The organism is Streptomyces sp. NPDC007088 (assembly GCF_042869355.1).
GTDB lineage: Bacteria > Actinomycetota > Actinomycetes > Streptomycetales > Streptomycetaceae > Streptomyces.
Genome location: NZ_JBIAFO010000003.1, coordinates 277,968 through 293,379 on the forward strand (window position 1 = coordinate 277,968; position 15,412 = coordinate 293,379).

At 74.7% G+C, this 15,412-nt stretch carries 12 protein-coding genes; 5 read left to right on the top strand and 7 right to left on the bottom strand.

The annotated features are described in order from the left end of the window. Window positions 1–9: 9 nt before the first annotated feature. Window positions 10–1,395 carry a transcriptional regulator gene (locus ACFYMP_RS06955; protein ID WP_388851705.1) on the bottom strand — a complete coding sequence of 462 codons (1,386 nt, stop codon included), beginning with the start codon at window positions 1,393–1,395 and terminating at the stop codon, window positions 10–12. 566 nt (window positions 1,396–1,961) lie between these two features. Here ACFYMP_RS06955 and ACFYMP_RS06960 point away from each other — a divergent pair. Then, window positions 1,962–2,618 (top strand): bifunctional DNA primase/polymerase, encoded by a 657-nt coding sequence (locus tag ACFYMP_RS06960; RefSeq protein WP_388851708.1) that lies wholly within the window; start codon window positions 1,962–1,964, stop codon window positions 2,616–2,618. 294 nt (window positions 2,619–2,912) lie between these two features. Here ACFYMP_RS06960 and ACFYMP_RS06965 read toward each other — a convergent pair whose 3' ends face one another. Together ACFYMP_RS06965 and ACFYMP_RS06970 are read right to left on the bottom strand one after the other, a co-directional pair. Next, window positions 2,913–3,773 (bottom strand): alpha/beta fold hydrolase, encoded by an 861-nt coding sequence (locus ACFYMP_RS06965; RefSeq protein ID WP_388851711.1) that lies wholly within the window; start codon window positions 3,771–3,773, stop codon window positions 2,913–2,915. 748 nt (window positions 3,774–4,521) lie between these two features. Then, on the bottom strand, window positions 4,522–5,217 hold the full coding sequence (locus ACFYMP_RS06970; RefSeq protein ID WP_388851714.1) for a metal-dependent transcriptional regulator: 696 nt from the start codon (window positions 5,215–5,217) through the stop codon (window positions 4,522–4,524). A 293-nt stretch (window positions 5,218–5,510) separates the two neighbouring features. Here ACFYMP_RS06970 and ACFYMP_RS06975 point away from each other — a divergent pair, with 293 nt between their 5' ends. Continuing rightward, window positions 5,511–6,368 (top strand): SIS domain-containing protein, encoded by an 858-nt coding sequence (locus tag ACFYMP_RS06975; protein WP_388851717.1) that lies wholly within the window; start codon window positions 5,511–5,513, stop codon window positions 6,366–6,368. Between the two features lie 28 nt (window positions 6,369–6,396). Here the strand turns inward: ACFYMP_RS06975 and ACFYMP_RS06980 are convergent, their stop codons facing one another. Together ACFYMP_RS06980 and pdxH are read right to left on the bottom strand one after the other, a co-directional pair. Then, window positions 6,397–7,806: a PAS domain-containing protein gene (locus tag ACFYMP_RS06980; protein WP_388851720.1), complete on the bottom strand. Its 1,410-nt coding sequence runs from the start codon at window positions 7,804–7,806 to the stop codon at window positions 6,397–6,399. A 598-nt stretch (window positions 7,807–8,404) separates the two neighbouring features. After that, window positions 8,405–9,154: a pyridoxamine 5'-phosphate oxidase gene (gene pdxH, locus ACFYMP_RS06985; RefSeq protein WP_388851723.1), complete on the bottom strand. Its 750-nt coding sequence runs from the start codon at window positions 9,152–9,154 to the stop codon at window positions 8,405–8,407. Window positions 9,155–9,256: 102 nt separating this feature from the next. Between pdxH and ACFYMP_RS06990 the strand changes: the two genes are divergently transcribed. Beyond that, on the top strand, window positions 9,257–10,366 hold the full coding sequence (locus tag ACFYMP_RS06990; RefSeq protein ID WP_388851727.1) for a citrate synthase 2: 1,110 nt from the start codon (window positions 9,257–9,259) through the stop codon (window positions 10,364–10,366). Window positions 10,367–10,456: 90 nt separating this feature from the next. Here the strand turns inward: ACFYMP_RS06990 and ACFYMP_RS06995 are convergent, their stop codons facing one another. Continuing rightward, on the bottom strand, window positions 10,457–11,533 hold the full coding sequence (locus tag ACFYMP_RS06995; protein ID WP_388851730.1) for a fatty acid desaturase family protein: 1,077 nt from the start codon (window positions 11,531–11,533) through the stop codon (window positions 10,457–10,459). A gap of 648 nt (window positions 11,534–12,181) precedes the next feature. On the opposite strand from ACFYMP_RS06995, the gene ACFYMP_RS07000 reads away from it, so the two are divergent. After that, window positions 12,182–12,649 carry an ATP-binding protein gene (locus ACFYMP_RS07000; RefSeq protein ID WP_388851733.1) on the top strand — a complete coding sequence of 156 codons (468 nt, stop codon included), beginning with the start codon at window positions 12,182–12,184 and terminating at the stop codon, window positions 12,647–12,649. A gap of 6 nt (window positions 12,650–12,655) precedes the next feature. On the opposite strand, the gene ACFYMP_RS07005 is transcribed toward ACFYMP_RS07000, so the two are convergent. Further along, window positions 12,656–13,681: a GlxA family transcriptional regulator gene (locus tag ACFYMP_RS07005; protein WP_388851736.1), complete on the bottom strand. Its 1,026-nt coding sequence runs from the start codon at window positions 13,679–13,681 to the stop codon at window positions 12,656–12,658. Between the two features lie 70 nt (window positions 13,682–13,751). On the opposite strand from ACFYMP_RS07005, the gene ACFYMP_RS07010 reads away from it, so the two are divergent. Further along, entirely contained in the window at window positions 13,752–15,365 is a 1,614-nt protein-coding gene (locus ACFYMP_RS07010) for an MFS transporter (protein ID WP_388851739.1), read from the top strand. The last annotated feature ends 47 nt before the right edge of the window (window positions 15,366–15,412 follow it).

Below are 15,412 nucleotides of genomic sequence, written 5' to 3' on the forward strand. Positions count from 1 at the left end.
GCCGCGCCCTCAGGCCACCGCCTGGAGGTCGAGCCGCGCCCCGAACTCCCGGACCGCCGCCTCCTCCCGGTACGGCTCCAGACGCAGCCGGAAGTCGTCCAGGTACTCGGCGCCCCGGTTCGAGCGCAGCGAGCCCAGCAACTCCGCCGCGCGCAGCCCCGTACGGCAGCCCTCCTCCACCTCCCGCTGCTGCACCTGTGCCGTGGCCAGCAGGACCAGGCCGATGGCGCGCCGCCGGGTGCGCGACCGCGGATGCCCCGCGAGCGCCGCGCCCGCCGCCCGCGCCGACTGCACGGGATCGCCCAGGTCCCGGTAGCAGTGGGCGAGTTCGTCGGCGAGATACGCCTCGTCGAAGTGCGCGATCCACGCCGGGTCCTCGTCCCGCTCCGGTGCGCAGCGCGCCAGCTCCGACTCGGCCCGCCCCACCGCCTCCTGCGCGGAACGGCGGTCGCCCAGCAGGGCGTGCCCGCGCGCCTCCGCCGCGTGGAACATCGACCGGGCCCGGGGTGTGGCCCGGCCCCGGGCCCCCTCCTGGGCGGCCCGCGCGAGCTGCGAGATCTCCCGCGGATTGCCGAGCTGCGCGGCCAGATGACTCATCGAGGCGGCCAGCACGTACCCGCCGTACGCCCGGTCGTCCGCCGCCTGCGCGAGCCGCAGGGCCTGGATGTAGTACCGCTGGGCGAGCCCCGGCTGACCGGTGTCGATCGCCATGTACCCGGCCAGCTCCGTCAACCGGGCGACCGCACCGAACAGTTCACGGCCCACGCTCTCCCGGTACGAGCCGGACAGCAGCCCCGAGACGACGCTGTTGAGGTAGTGCACGACCACGGGCCGCACATGCCCGCTGCCGTACTGGTGGTCGAGGCCGACCAGGGCCTCCGTCATCGCCCGGACCGCCGCGACGTCCGAAGGGCCCACGCGCGGGCCGCCGTTACGCGCGACCTGCCCGTCCGGCACCGAGATCAGCCAGTCCCGGCTGGGCTCGACGAGCGCCGAGGAGGCCACCGAGGAACCCGAGAGGAAGTCCCGGCGCCCCACGTCGCTGCGCCACAGCTCGCAGACCTGCTCGATCGCGCCGAGCACCGTCGGGGAGAACTGGAGGCCCACGCCCGAGGCGAGGTTCTTGCCGTTGGCCATGCCGATCTCGTCGATCGTCACCGCCCGGCCCAGTTTGCGGCCCAGGGCCTCGGCGATCACGGCGGGCGCCCGGCCGCGCGGCTGCTGACCGCGCAGCCAGCGGGCCACGGACGTCTTGTCGTACCGCAGATCGAGCCCGTGTTCCGCGCCGCACATGTTCACGCGGCGGGCGAGACCGGCGTTGGAGCAGCCGGCCTCCTGGATGAGCGCTTGCAGCCGTTCGTTCGGCTGCCGCGCGACTAGTGGCCTTGCGGCCATGGCATACCCCCTGTGTGCACCGTGGACCGTCGAGGGTCAGCGTGATCGGTCTCGTTCGATGGACTGGGTGAAGTGACCTCGTGGAGCTGGTGAAGTGCTGCCCTCGCTGATCAATGCCCTGCGGACAAACCGAAGATGCGCCGCATACGGGACCTATGCGGTATTACTTCTCCCGGCCCTGCTCGGACCGGTTCTCCCGGCTCTCCCGGCTCTCCTCGCTCGGCTCACTCGGCTCGCCCGGCTTCCCGGCCGGATCGCTTCCCCGGCTCCCGCCGGACCGCCTCTCCTGCCGTGTCCCTGCCGTGTCCGCCGTGTCCGTGCCGTGTCCCTGCCTTGGCGCGCCGCTCCTCCCGTCCTCTCCGGCTCCCTCCCGGGGACATATGCCGGTGGCCGTACCCGGACCGCGGGGCTCCGTAAGCGCCCCCCACCTGCGTACCCGCCTCCCGGCCCGGCGGCCCGTACGCGCCCCCGGCGGTGCCACCGTGCGCCCCACGTGCAGGATCGATGCACCTCCCCGGCGCGCGCCCGCCCCGTAACCCGGAATGCCGGGCGCAGTTGTGCTGGACGTGGAAAAGACCATCGCAGTGACCGGAGCCGGAACCGTCCCCGTGCAGCGCGCGGAGTCCCCGCGCGACGCCGCCGCGCGTTATACGGAGGAGCGGCACTGGGACGTCGTCCCCGGCACCTGGCTGGAGGCGGTGGACGGGTCCGAGCGCTGCTCGTGCGGCGCCGCCGACTGCCCGGCCCCCGGGGCGCACCCGGTGGACGAGGACTGGCGGTCCCTGGCCACGGGCAGCGTGACCGTCGCCCGCACGCTGTGGACGGAGCGGCCCGGCGCGGCGGTCCTGCTGCCCACCGGCCGTGCCTTCGACGCGATCGACGTACCGGAGACGGCCGGGTTCCTGGCTCTGGCCCGGATGGACCGCATGGACCTGACGCTCGGTCCGGTCACCCGCACCCCGGAGCGCCGCATGCAGTTCTTCGTCCTGCCCGGCGGCGGGGCGAAGGCCGGTGACCTCGTACGCGCCCTCGGCTGGTCCCCCTCGCGGCTCGACCTCGTACCGCTCGGCGAGGGCCAGTACGTACCGGCGCCACCGACCCGCTTCGGCGGCCGGGGCGCCGTGCAGTGGGCCCGCCGCCCGACCTCGGCCAACCGCTGGCTGCCCGACGTGGGAGAGCTGATCAGCCCGCTCGCCTACGCCTGCGGGAGGGACCGCTCCTGACGGGGGCGGCCGCCGTTCCGGCGCGCCGGCGCCGCGGGCCCGCGCGGGTCACGCGGGACACCCAGGCGTCCCGCGTCCTCCCTGGTCCCTCGCACCCGCCCCGGCCCCGGCGCGTCCGCTCCGCAGCCGGGCCAAGGGACGTGCCGGCCGTGCGCCCCGGGGGTACGTCGGTGCGCCCCGGAGCGCACACGGTGGCGCCTCACGGCCTCGGCCCCACTCCGTCCCCGCACGCGCCCGGGGCCCCCGCTCTCACCGACGGCCCCGGGCCCCCGCCCGCGCCGGTCCCTCAGTACGTCACCCCGTCAGGACACCTTCGAGGAAGGGCTCCACGACCGCCCGCCAGGCGTCCGGCCGCTCGCGGTGCATGAGGTGGCCCGCGTCCCGTACCTCGGCGTACGTGCCGCGTGGCAGGACCCGCACCATCTCCTGCGCCTCGGCCCGGCCCAGGACCCCGTCCAGGCCGCGCAGCACCAGGGTCGGGCAGCTCACCCGCGACAGGTCCTCCCAGTGCGCCTCGTGCACCCAGGCCTCCCGGGAGGCGAGCATCTGCTCCTTGACGAACTCGGGGCGCCAGCCGTCCCCGGCGCGCGTCATGATCTCCGCGTAGAACGCGCCGCGCGCCGCGTTCGGCCGCTCCACCCACGGGTCCTGCTCGGCGAACCACACGCGGGCGGCCTCCAGCGTGGGGAACGGCAGCGGCCACGCGTTGAGCCAGTCCACCCACTCCCGCTGCGCGGCCACCCCGAGGGCCGAGGCCCGCATGTCGGACACGACCACGCCGCGCACCAGATCGGGGCGGCGCCCCGCGAGCTGCCACGCGGTGAGCGCGCCCATGCCGTGGCCGACGAGGACGGCCGGGCCGAGGCCGAGCTGCTCCAGCGCCGCCTCCGCGTCGGTGATGTACGCCTCGCGGGTGAACCGCCCCCCGTCCGGCTTCTCGCTCGCGCCGTGGCCGCGCTGGTCGAGAGCGACCGTACGGTGCCGCTCGGCCAGCCAGCCGGTCGCGTCCGCCCACTGCGAGGCCCGGCCCAGCAGACCGTGCAGGAGCAGCACCCCCGGCGCCCGCCCCTCCTCGCTCTCCTCCGACGGCCGCGCGAACTCCCACGCCGCCAGCCGCACTCCGTCCGCACCCGTCACGTCGATTCGCCGCGCCATCGGTCCGGCACCCCCCTACTGTTCACGATCGTGTTCCTGGGCTACTGCCTCGCGGTCCGCGCACGCCCTGTCGGCGCCCCCTCGCGGAGAAAACGGTCACCCGGCCACAAGCTATCGAACCCCCATTCGAAAGCCCTGTCCCTGTCGCCAATACCCCTCGTTCGAGTGACGACCTGGGAAGATTGGCGGCCGTGACCCTGGGGAGGTCTCTGCCGGGAGACGGGCCGCTCGGGGAACAGGCCCGTGGGGGGACGACCCTGAGAGCTCGGGGCTCCGGGTCGTCACCGGGGGGAACCGGGCCCCGGCACCGCGAGGTGCCGGGGCCCGGACACCCGCGAGGAGAAGGGGGTGCGCGCGGTCGCGTCCGTACCGTTCACGCGCCCGGCGCAACCGGGGGGCGCACGCGGGCAGCGGGGCGCACGCCGCCCGGAGCGGGGCCGCCCGGCCCCTCGGGGCCACAAGCCTCATCGCGACAGATTGGCACGGTCGGCGCCCCCGCGCTGCGGTTCGGCACAGTGAATCTTGGGATACGGACGATTCGTTCCGGCCGGGGCGGCTGAATCAGGCCCCGCGTGGACCGCGCACAGAGGCGCACAAGGGCGCGCGGGCGGTGCGAAGGGGCGTGCGGTCCCCGGCGTCCGGCCCCCGGAGGCGCCCGATCCCGCCACCGCCGCCCGTCACCGGCCGACGGAGACCCGGGCCCTCCCCGCCGGTCCCCCGCAGCCTTCCGGCCCCCGGGACGCCCGGCTCAGCGCTTGGCCACGAAAACGTGCGAGGCGATCTCCTGGTCCAGCTCGGCGGCCTCCCCGCTGGAGCCGACCAGCACGCCGCCCGCCGTGGAACGCACCACACTCACCACGGAGCCCGGCTGCACCCCGGCCCGGCGCAGCGTGTACATGAGCTGCGCGTCGGTCTGGATCGGCTCGCCGATACGGCGCACGACGGCCGTCTGGCCGTCGCTGCCCGGGTCCAGGTCGGCGAGCGAGACCATGCTCGCGTCGAGGAAGGGATCGGCCTCGGCCTCCTCGCCCAGCTCCTCCAGGCCCGGGATCGGGTTGCCGTACGGGGACTCCGTGGGATGGCGCAGCAGGTCGAGCACCCGGCGCTCGACGGCCTCGCTCATGACGTGCTCCCAGCGACACGCCTCCGCGTGCACCTGCTCCCATTCGAGACCGATCACGTCGACGAGCAGGCACTCGGCGAGCCGGTGCTTGCGCATGACGCGGGTCGCGAGCCTGCGGCCCTCGTCGGTCAGCTCCAGATGACGGTCGCTGGCGACGGACACCAGTCCGTCCCGCTCCATCCGCGCCACGGTCTGGCTGACCGTCGGGCCGCTCTGGTCGAGCCGCTCGGCGATCCGGGCGCGCATGGGCACAACACCTTCCTCTTCGAGTTCGAGGATGGTGCGGAGATACATCTCCGTGGTGTCGATCAAACCGGACATACGTGCCCCTCGGTGCTGTGACTTCGCGAAGTCGGCGTGCGCTGGCCCTGACCCAATTCTGACGCATCCCACTGACAACCGGCCCCGGCCGAAGCCCGCGGACCCGTCCGGGGGCGCCCCTGACGCGGGGGCGGCGGGCCGGGGGCCCTGTTGACAGCCCGGCTCCCGGGGCCGCACCGTGATCCGCGGCACGCCGCCGTGCCACCCCCGGGCGCCGCACCGGACCACCCGGAACGGGCGGCCCGGTCAGGACCGATCCGCCCGGCGGCCCGCACCGGAGCAGGAGGCCCCCGATGAGCGCCACGGACACCCCCGCCGCAGACCAGTCCACCGCACGGCCCACCCCGCCCCGAGCCGACCGGGACCAGGACGCGGCGCGGCTCCCCGACCCCGGCGAGACCGTCGCCACCCGGTACCTGGACGCGGCGGCCGGCCTCCTCGCGCGGGTGCGGGCCGAGGAGGCGGGGCCCGGCGGGAGCGTCGAACAGGCCGGGCGGCTGCTCGCCGACACGATCGCGGCGGGCGGCCGGGTCTTCGCCTTCGGGGCCGGGCACTCCTCGCTCGCCGCGCAGGACCTCGTCTACCGCGCGGGCGGCCTCGCCCTCGTCAACCTGCTGGCCGTGCCGGGCGCGGTCGGCGTCGACGTACGGCCCGCGACGCTCGGTTCGGCGCTGGAGCGGGTCGAGGGGCTCGCCACCGCCGTCCTGGACGCGAGCCCCGCGCGGGCCGGCGACGTCCTCGTCGTCATCTCGCTGTCCGGCCGCAACGCCCTGCCCGTCGAGATGGCCTGCCACGCCCGCGCGCTGGGCCTCAAGGTCATCGGCGTCACCTCGGTCGTGTACGCGAGCGAGACGGGGGCCCGCAACCCCTCCGGGACCTTCCTTAAGGACCACTGCGACGTCGTGCTCGACAACAAGATCCCGGTGGGCGACGCCGTGCTCGCGCTGGACGGGATCGCCGCGCCCTTCGCCCCCGCCTCGACCGTCGTCACGAGCGCGCTCCTCCAGGCCACGACCGCGAGCGCCGCCGCCGTACTCGCCGCCCGCGGCATCGAGCCCCCGTTGCTGCGCTCCGGCAACGTCGACGGCGGCACCGAGTGGAACGCCGGGGTCTTCGACCAGTACGGCGACCGGATCTTCTACCAGGACTGAGGGCCGCCCCCGCTCGCCCCCGGCCGCGTCAGCCGCGCTCCGTGAGGCGGACCAGATCGACGGCCGAGGCGACGCGCAGGGCGACCGACTCGGCGTACAGGGTGTCCGCGCGCTCGAAGGGCTGACGGCCGGGGCCGCGCAGGAAGGTCACCACGCCCAGGGTCGTGCCCCGGCTGCGCAGGACCGCGCACAGCGCGTGCGCGGTGTCCTCCGGCCAGCGCCTGGCCGCCGCCCACTCCCGGGCCCGCTGACCGTCGCGACCGCCCCAGGTCACCCGTACCGTCCCGGCGCGCTGGACGCTCTGCACGGCGGGGTGCTGGTCCGGGTAGCGCAGCGGCACGCCCGCGCCGCTCAGCGCCGAGCGCGGCGGTCCCTGGGGGCCCGCCGGGGTGACGGCGGCGCGCACGAGCCGTACCTCGGGCTCCGCCTCGTCGGGCGCCGCGTGGTCCGGCAGCGGATCGCGCAGCAGGTCGACGAGGGCGTGGTCGGCGAAACCGGCGAGGGCGAAGTCCAGATGCACCGTGACCGCCTCGCCCGGGTCCTCGCACTCGGCCGCCGCGCGCGCCGCCCGGTGCAGCTGACCGGCCCGGAACCGCAACTGCGAGGAGTCCTGTTCGGCGATCCGCGCCTCGGTGACGTCCTGGAAGAACCAGCCCACCCCGAGCGGCGAGGGCTCCTCGCTCAGCGGGGAGGACAGGCGGACGAAGCCGGAACGCCAGCAGCGGCGCGCGTCCCGGCCCGGTTCGCCGTCCTCGCGCAGCGAGACCCACACCTCCGAGGGGGCGGGCGGCGGTCCCTCCGCGAGCACGTGGGCGAGGACGCTCTCCAGCTCCTCGACGCCCTGGCCCAGCAGATCGCCGAGCGGCCGGCCCAGCAGGGCGGTGCGGCCGGTGCCCAGGGCGTGCGCCGCGTAGGCGTTGGCGAGCGCCGGGCGCAGGTCCGCGTCGACCAGGACGACGCCCCAGCCGACGTCCTCGAACAGCGCCTCGCTCAACGCGATGGACCGCTCCAGGTCGATCTGGGTGTGCACCTCGCTGAACGCGCAGTACACCCCCGCGGGCCGGCCGTCGGCGTCGCGCACCGCGGCCGTCTGGGTCCGCACGAGCACCCGGCCGCCCTCCTTCGTGAGGAGGGCGAACTCGTGGACCTGACGGCCCGGCGAGCGCATCGCGGCCAGCAGCCGCAGCTGCATCTCGGGCGCGTCGGCGCCCCGGGCGGCCCAGCCCGCGAAACCGGCGCGGCCCACCGCCTCCTCGGCGCTCCAGCCGAGGATGCGCTCGGCCTCCCTGTTCCAGTGGGTGATCACACCGTCCGCGTCCAGGGCGCAGAGCGCCGCGTCCATGCCGTCGAGCAGCGCGGCCAGCAAGTCCGAATCGTCGTGCTCCGGTTCCTGAGCATCCGGTTCGTCCGTGGTCCCACTGCGCCGGGAAGCACTCACCTGGCACCCCCTGCCGTACGTACGTCGTGTCGTACGTCTGCCATACCTCGAATGAATTGAACTCCAAGGTGACACAGCCCACACACCCTTCGAAGAAATCGTTGCGGGGCGGTGATGCGGCCCAGGGGCGGCCCGGCGCACGCAGGGGGCGCGAAGGGAGCGCGAGGGGAGCGGAGGACGCCCCGGCGGGGCACGGGGAACGAGGCCCGGCGGGGCACGGGGAACGACGCCCGGCGGGGCACGGGGAGCGCCCCCGGGGAGGGCGGAGGAGAAGCGGGGAAAGTCGCGGAAAAAAACATTTGCCTGGGCCCCGGGGGCGTTCCTACAGTGGTGGGCACATGAGAAAGGAGGTGGTTCGGAAGATGTATGACAGCCGGACGCGTGAGGTGACTGCGGGCTAGCGGCCCCTGTCTCCGCACTCATGTGCGGTTGGCCGGAGCGTGTGGAAATGCGCGCCGCCGGCCCAATCCCAGCAGTTCACCCGACCCGCAGGCCGCCGGTACGTCCGGCCGGCTTCCTCCCCAGGGAGGAACCACGGCCTGCGGGTCGACTGCGTTCCCGGGCCCGCCCGGCGCCGCAGCCGCCCGCCGCCCCGCGCTCAGGGGCTCAGCCGCTCCAGCCGCCACGGGTCCTCGCCGGCCCCCTCGTCCCCGCGTACGTAGCGCAGCCGGTCGTGCAGCCGGTTCTCGCGCCCCTGCCAGAACTCGACGGTGCGCGGGGTGACGCGGTAGCCGCCCCAGTGCGGCGGCACCGGCACCCGCTCGCCCTCCGGGTAGCGCGCGGCGAGCTGCGCGTACTCGCGCTCCAGCTCCTCGCGCGAACCGATCACCGAGGACTGCGCGCTGGCCCACGCCCCGAGCTGCGAGCCGTGCGGACGGGTACGGAAATAGGCGGCGGTCTCGTCCCGCCCGGTGCGCACCGCGGTGCCCGTCACCAGAACCTGGCGGGCCATCGGGTGCCACGGGAACGCCAGCGCCACCTGCGCGTTCCCGGACAGCTCGGCGGCCTTGCGCGAGGTGTAGTTCGTGAAGAACACGAAGCCGGTGTCCGCGTACTTCTTCAGCAGCACCGTGCGGGAACTCGGCCGGCCCGCCGCGTCGACGGTCGACACCACCATCGCGTTCGGCTCGAACAGGCCCGAACGCGCCGCATCCCTGAACCAGCGGCCGAACTGGGTCATCGGGTCCGCGGCGAAACCGGCCGCCGTCACCCCTTCCGCGCGGTACTGCTCCCGCATCCGCCCGGGGTCGAAGTCGAGGTCGCTCAAGGGGTCCCGGAGCCCCGCCCCGTCCGTGCGGGAGGCGTCGGTGCCGGGCTGTGCGCTCTGCGGGTGGTGATCGTCGCTCACCCCGCCATCCTGCCCCACCGGAAGGGGTGACACGGTGCCGTACGGGGAATGAGCACAGCTCCGCCCAAGCCGCAGTCAGCCAGCCGATAGAGGAGCCGCAAGATGTCGGATTTCGTGCCCGGCCTCGAAGGGGTCGTCGCCTTCGAGACGGAGATCGCCGAACCGGACAAGGAGGGCGGTGCCCTGCGCTACCGGGGCGTCGACATCGAGGATCTGGTGGGTCACGTGTCCTTCGGGAACGTGTGGGGGCTCCTGGTCGACGGCGCCTTCACCCCGGGCCTGCCGCCCGCCGAACCCTTCCCGCTGCCGGTGCACTCCGGGGACATCCGGGTCGACGTGCAGTCCGCGCTCGCCCAGCTCGCCCCCGTCTGGGGCCTGAAACCCCTGCTCGACATCGACGCGGAGCAGGCCCGCGATGACCTCGCCCGCTCGGCGGTCACCGCGCTGTCCTACGTCGCGCAGGCCGCGCGCGGCCAGGGCGTGCCGATGGTGCCGCAGAGCGAGATCGACCGGGGCGAGTCGATCGTCGAACGGTTCATGATCCGCTGGCGCGGGGAGCCGGACCCGCGCCACGTGAAGGCGGTCGACGCCTACTGGACCTCCGCCGCCGAACACGGCATGAACGCCTCGACCTTCACTGCCCGCGTCATCGCCTCGACCGGGGCGGACGTCGCGGCGGCCCTGTCCGGGGCGGTCGGCGCGATGTCGGGCCCGCTGCACGGCGGGGCGCCCTCCCGGGTGCTCGGCATGATCGAGGAGATCGAACGCACCGGCGACGCCGAGGGCTACGTGCGGCGCGCGCTCGACTCGGGGGAGCGCCTCATGGGCTTCGGGCACCGCGTCTACCGCGCCGAGGACCCGCGCGCCCGCGTCCTGCGCCGTACCGCGAAGGAGCTGGGCGCCCCGCGCTTCGAGGTGGCCGAGGCGCTGGAGCGGGCCGCCCTCGCTCAGCTGCACGCCCGCAGGCCGGACCGGGTGCTGGCCACCAACGTGGAGTTCTGGGCGGCGATCGTCCTGGACTTCGCCGAGGTGCCGGCCCACCTGTTCACCTCGATGTTCACGTGCGCCCGTACGGCCGGCTGGTCGGCGCACATCCTGGAGCAGAAGCGCACCGGGCGCCTCGTGCGTCCCTCGGCGCGCTACACGGGCCCCGGCAACCGGGACCCGCGGGACATCGCCGGCTACGGGGACGCGGTCAAGCACACGCCCTGAGCGGCCCGGCGAGGCCGTACACCCTGCCGCCCGCTTCCCCTCGTGACGAAAGCGGGCGGCGGCAGTACGCGGACGGGCCGGGCGGGGCCGTCAGGCCGGGCCGGCGGCCCTGGCCGCCGCCGCCGCGGCGGCACGGCTCTCCCGGATGGGCGCGCCCGCCTCGTGCAGGCTGCGCAGCACCTGCCGGTAGGAGTCGACGAAGCCGCTCTCCAGGTAGTCGACGCCCAGTTCCTCGCAGTAGCGGCGCACGACGACCTGCGCGCGGCGCAGGTGCGGGCTCGGCATGCTGGGGAACAGGTGGTGCTCGATCTGGTAGTTGAGCCCGCCGAGCGCGAGGTCCACGAACCAGCCGCCGCGCACGTTGCGCGAGGTCAGCACCTGGCGGCGCAGGAAGTCGGGGCGGTCCTTGCCGGACAGTATCGGCATGCCCTTGTGGTTGGGCGCGAAGGCCGAACCGAGGTAGAGGCCGAACAGGCACTGGTGCACGGCGAGGAAGGCGAAGGCCATCCCGGGCGGCAGCACCAGGAACAGGGCCGTGAGGTAGAGCACGAAGTGCCCGATGAGCAGCGCGCCTTCGAGGGTGCGGTGCTTGAGTGAGCGATTCCACAGTCCCCGCACGCCCGCCACGTGGAGGTTGAAGCCCTCCAGGGCGATCAGCGGGAAGAACAGCCACGCCTGCGAGCGGCCGATGAAACGGGCGAGGCCGGTGGCCGCGCGGGCCTGGTCCTGGGACCAGACGATGATGTCGGGGGCGACGTCGGGGTCGAGTTCCGCGTGGTTGGGATTGGCGTGGTGCCGGGTGTGCTTGTCCTGCCACCACCCGTAGCCCATGCCGATCGAGGCGCCCGCGATCCGGCCCGATATGCCGCTGGCCCGGCGCAGCCGGAAGACCTGGCGGTGGGCGATGTCGTGCGCGACCAGGGCGACCTGGCCGAAGACGAGGGCGAGGAAGGCGGCGACCGCGAGGGTCCACCAGCTCGCGCCGACGAGGAAGAAGGCGGTCCAGCCGCCCACGTAGACCAGGGCCACCGCCGAGATCCGCAGGACGTAGTAGCCGGGCCTGCGGGCCATCAGACCGGCCTCGGAGACGAGTTTCGACAGACCCGCGAAATCACTCCCGGTAGGAGGTTGTTGCGGGGGCGGACGCACCGCCGTGTGGGTACTCATGCTTCGAGCGTCGCACGGTCGCGGGCCTCCGCGTACCAAACGACGCCCGCGCGCCGGGTCCGTGTACGGCGCACGGGTGCGCGGGATGTGACAAAAGGGGGGAGTGCGGGGCGTCCGGGGCCGCCTCGCCGGTCACGCCGTCGCGGGGCACCGCGCTGTTTTCACCTGGGGAACGCATGCGCCAGTACCGGCCGGAGCGGAGGGAGAAGGGCCTCTGTCCTGCTCTTCCGTCCGCCCGGGGGCGGTCACCCAGCGTCGACGAAGGCCCGGGGGCGCCGCCGGGGCCGTCACGGCACGGAGTCGGGCCCGCGCTCCGGTACCTTCTGTGCAATGCGAGTGAACCCCGGCCACGGCCCGCGCGGCCCGGCCGGCGAGAGCGCCGGCCGGAGGGCCGCCGAGGGGCGGGTGTCCGCGGCGCGCCCAGTTCGCAGGGCAGGGCGAAGCCGCGTGCCTGCCTGTTCGACTCCCCGGGAGGCGCGTCGCACAGTATGCCCCAGGCGTACTCCTTCGCGCGGGAATATGCCCGAAGCGCTTGTTGGGGTGACTGTACGTCAACCATGCTGTGTGGCAGGGAGATCACAGACCGTGATCCTCATTGCCCAGCGAAGGCGCGAGGCGATGTGTCCGCCGGTTCGGATGGTGTGAGCGGTGCAGGTACTTCAGGTGCAGCTCGAAGTGGGTCCCGACCCCGCCGAGGTCGGCAGGGCCCGGAGATGGGTGCGTTCCCGCCTGGCGGGATCGGGGATAGGGGAGGACGAGCCGGTCGCCGAGACGCTGGTCCTCATCGTCTCCGAACTGGTGACGAACGCCGTGGTGCACACCGGCCGGCCGGCCGTGCTGCGCATGCAGATGCCGGGCGGTCCGCAGCCCGAGCCGACCGGCACGGTGCGCGTCGAGGTCTCCGACGCGTGTGCGCGCCCCCCGCTCCAGCGGCACGCCGCGGGGGAGGACACGGGCGGCCGGGGACTGGAGCTGGTCGACGGGCTCGCCGACCGCTGGGGCTGGCTGCCGGAGGGCACCGGGAAGCGGATCTGGTGCGAGGTCGACCGGCGCCTCCCGGTGGGCGGGGCCGCCCGCGGTTACGCCGCGCGCGCTCTGTCCACAGGCTGTGGATGACGGGCCCTAGGCGGGGGAGGGGACGGCGGGGGCGCCCCGGAAGGTCCTGCGGTACGCGGTCGGGGTGACGCCGGTCGCCGAGCGCAGGTGCCGGCGCAGGGACTGGGCGGTGCCGAAGCCGCAGTCCTCGGCCACCCGGTCCATTGACAGCCCCGTCGTCTCCAGCAAGTACCGCGCGTGCTCCACGCGTTGACGGGTGAGCCACTGCCCCGGGCTCTCCCCGCACTCCTCGCGGAAGCGCCGTGTGAAGGTGCGTACCGACATCGCGGAGCGCTGTGCGAGGTCGCGCAGCTGGAGCGGCTCGTGCAGCCGCTCCAGCGCCCACTCCCGCGCCGAGGTGGTCGACTCCGCGCCCGGCGCGGCCACCGGCCTGCGGATGAACTGGGCCTGGCCGCCCTCCCGGTGGGGCGGGACGACGGTCTGCCTGGCCACCTCGTTGGCTACCGAGGCCCCGTGGTCGCGGCGCACGATGTGCAGGCACAGGTCGATACCGGCCGCGACGCCCGCCGAGGTCAGGACGTCCCCGTCGTCGACGAACAGCACCTCCGGCACGACCCGCACACGCGGGAACAGCTCCTGGAAGTGGGTGGCGTGGGCCCAGTGCGTCGCCGCCGGGCGCCCGTCGAGCAGCCCGGCCGCCGCGAGGACGTAGCCGCCCGTGCAGATCGACACCATGCGGGTTCCGGCCGGTACCCGGTCCAGCGCCCCGGCCAGTCCGGGGGTGAGGACGCCCTCCTTGTGCGCGGAGCCCAGCTCGTGGCTGGCCGGGATCACCACGGTGTCGGCGTCCGTCAGCGCCTCGGGGCCGTGCTCCACGAGGATCGAGAAGTCGGCCTCGGCGCGCACCGGCCCTGGGGGCCGCACCGAACAGGTCGTCACCTCGTACAGCGGCCGCCCCGCCGAGTCCCGCGCCTTGCCGAAGATGCGTACGGCGATGCCGAGTTCGAAGGGCAGGACGCCGTCCAGCGCGAGCAGGACGACACGGTGCGCGGGCCGCGCGGGCTCCTGGGGGCGCTGGATGGGGACAGCCATGGCCCGATCCTAGCGAATGCTGTCCATCGGGCCAGTGGTGTGCGGGCCGGCCGCGACCGAGGCTGTGGGCATGGCAGAACAGCTGACACGGGAAGACGGGGCGGGCCCCGACGAGGGCGGGACGGTCCGCGAGGCCGCCGCGGAGGGCGCGGGCGGGTTCCCGGCGGGTGCGGTGGGGGGCCGGGCGGTCCGCGACGCGCTCCCGGCGGGGCCGGTCGGGGGCGCGGCGGCCGACGAGGCGGTCCCTGCGCCGGCCGGCGTCCCCGGCGCCTCGGCCGACGAGGCGGTTCCGGCGCCGGCCGGCGCCCCCGGCGTCCCCGGCGCCCACGGTTTCGAGAACCCGCGCGGCCACCACCCCGGCGGTCCCGGTCCCGGTCCCGCCCCGCGCCCCCGGCGCGGCCCGCACCGTGCGTGGTGGGTGGCGCTCGTCACCTTCGTCACGATCGTCGGGGCCGCCGCCTTCATGTCGGTGCCGGGGCTGCTCATCGACCCGCTGCACCGCGACTTCGGCTGGTCGCGCGGGACCATCGGCTTCGCCGTCTCGGTCAACCTGACGCTGTACGGGCTCACCGCGCCCTTCGCCGCCGCCCTCATGGACCGCTTCGGCATCCGCAAGGTCGTCGCGGTCGCGCTCACCGTCATCGCGATCGGCTCGGCGCTCACCGTGACGATGACGACGGCCTGGCAACTCGTCCTGTACTGGGGCGTGCTGGTCGGGCTCGGCAGCGGGTCGATGGCGCTCGCCTTCGCCGCGACGGTCACCAACCGCTGGTTCGTCGCCCGGCGCGGACTGGTCACCGGCGTCCTCACGGCGGCCGGCGCCTCCGGCCAGCTCGTGTTCCTGCCGCTCCTGGCCTGGATCGTCGAGCACCACGACTGGGAGCCCGCCTCGGTGACGGTCGCGCTGACCGCCGCCGCCGTCGTGCCCTTCGTGTGGCTGCTGCTGCGCGACCACCCCGCCGACGTGGGCCTCGCGCCCTACGGGGCGACGGAGTTCGTCCCCAAGCCCGCGCCCGTACGGGGCGCCGCCCGGCGCACCCTCGGGGTGCTCTCCCGGGCGGCGCGCACCGGCCCGTTCTGGCTGCTGGCCGGGTCCTTCGCGATCTGCGGGGCCTCGACCAACGGGCTGATCAAGACGCACTTCGTGCCCGCCGCGCACGACCACGGCATGCCCGTCCCGGCCGCCGCCTCCCTGCTCGCCGTCATCGGGGTGTTCGACATCGTGGGCACGGTGGCCTCCGGCTGGCTCACCGACCGGTACTCGCCGCGCCGGCTGCTCGCCGTCTACTACGCGCTGCGCGGCGTCTCCCTGCTGTTCCTGCCGATGCTGCTCGACACGGTGGGCGGGTCCGCGCCACTGGCCTCGGCGGAGCACCTGCCGATGGTGTTCTTCATCGTCTTCTACGGACTCGACTGGGTCGCGACGGTGCCGCCGACCATCGCGCTGTGCCGCGAGCACTACGGCGAGGACAGCGCGATCGTCTTCGGCTGGGTGCTCGCCGCGCACCAGATCGGCGCCGCCGCCGTGGCCTTCGCGGGCGGGGTGGTCCGGGACGTCTTCGGCGCGTACGACGTCATGTGGTACGTCTCCGGGGCGCTGTGCGCGGTGGCCACGCTCATGGTCCTCGTCATCAGGGCCGCCCGTCCGGCACCGGGCCCGGCCCCCTCCGGGGCGCCCGCCTGAGCCGCGGCCGGGCGCCCGCCAGAAACCCGTGGCGGGCGCCGCGCGCC

Coding starts and splice junctions, on each gene's coding strand:
- ACFYMP_RS06995 (WP_388851730.1), bottom strand. CDS start 11,533: ATGAGTACCCACACGGCGGTGCGTCCGCCCCCGCAACAACCTCCTACC.
- ACFYMP_RS06970 (WP_388851714.1), bottom strand. CDS start 5,217: ATGTCCGGTTTGATCGACACCACGGAGATGTATCTCCGCACCATCCTC.
- ACFYMP_RS06975 (WP_388851717.1), top strand. CDS start 5,511: ATGAGCGCCACGGACACCCCCGCCGCAGACCAGTCCACCGCACGGCCC.
- ACFYMP_RS06965 (WP_388851711.1), bottom strand. CDS start 3,773: ATGGCGCGGCGAATCGACGTGACGGGTGCGGACGGAGTGCGGCTGGCG.
- ACFYMP_RS06990 (WP_388851727.1), top strand. CDS start 9,257: ATGTCGGATTTCGTGCCCGGCCTCGAAGGGGTCGTCGCCTTCGAGACG.
- ACFYMP_RS06955 (WP_388851705.1), bottom strand. CDS start 1,395: ATGGCCGCAAGGCCACTAGTCGCGCGGCAGCCGAACGAACGGCTGCAA.
- ACFYMP_RS07005 (WP_388851736.1), bottom strand. CDS start 13,681: ATGGCTGTCCCCATCCAGCGCCCCCAGGAGCCCGCGCGGCCCGCGCAC.
- ACFYMP_RS07010 (WP_388851739.1), top strand. CDS start 13,752: ATGGCAGAACAGCTGACACGGGAAGACGGGGCGGGCCCCGACGAGGGC.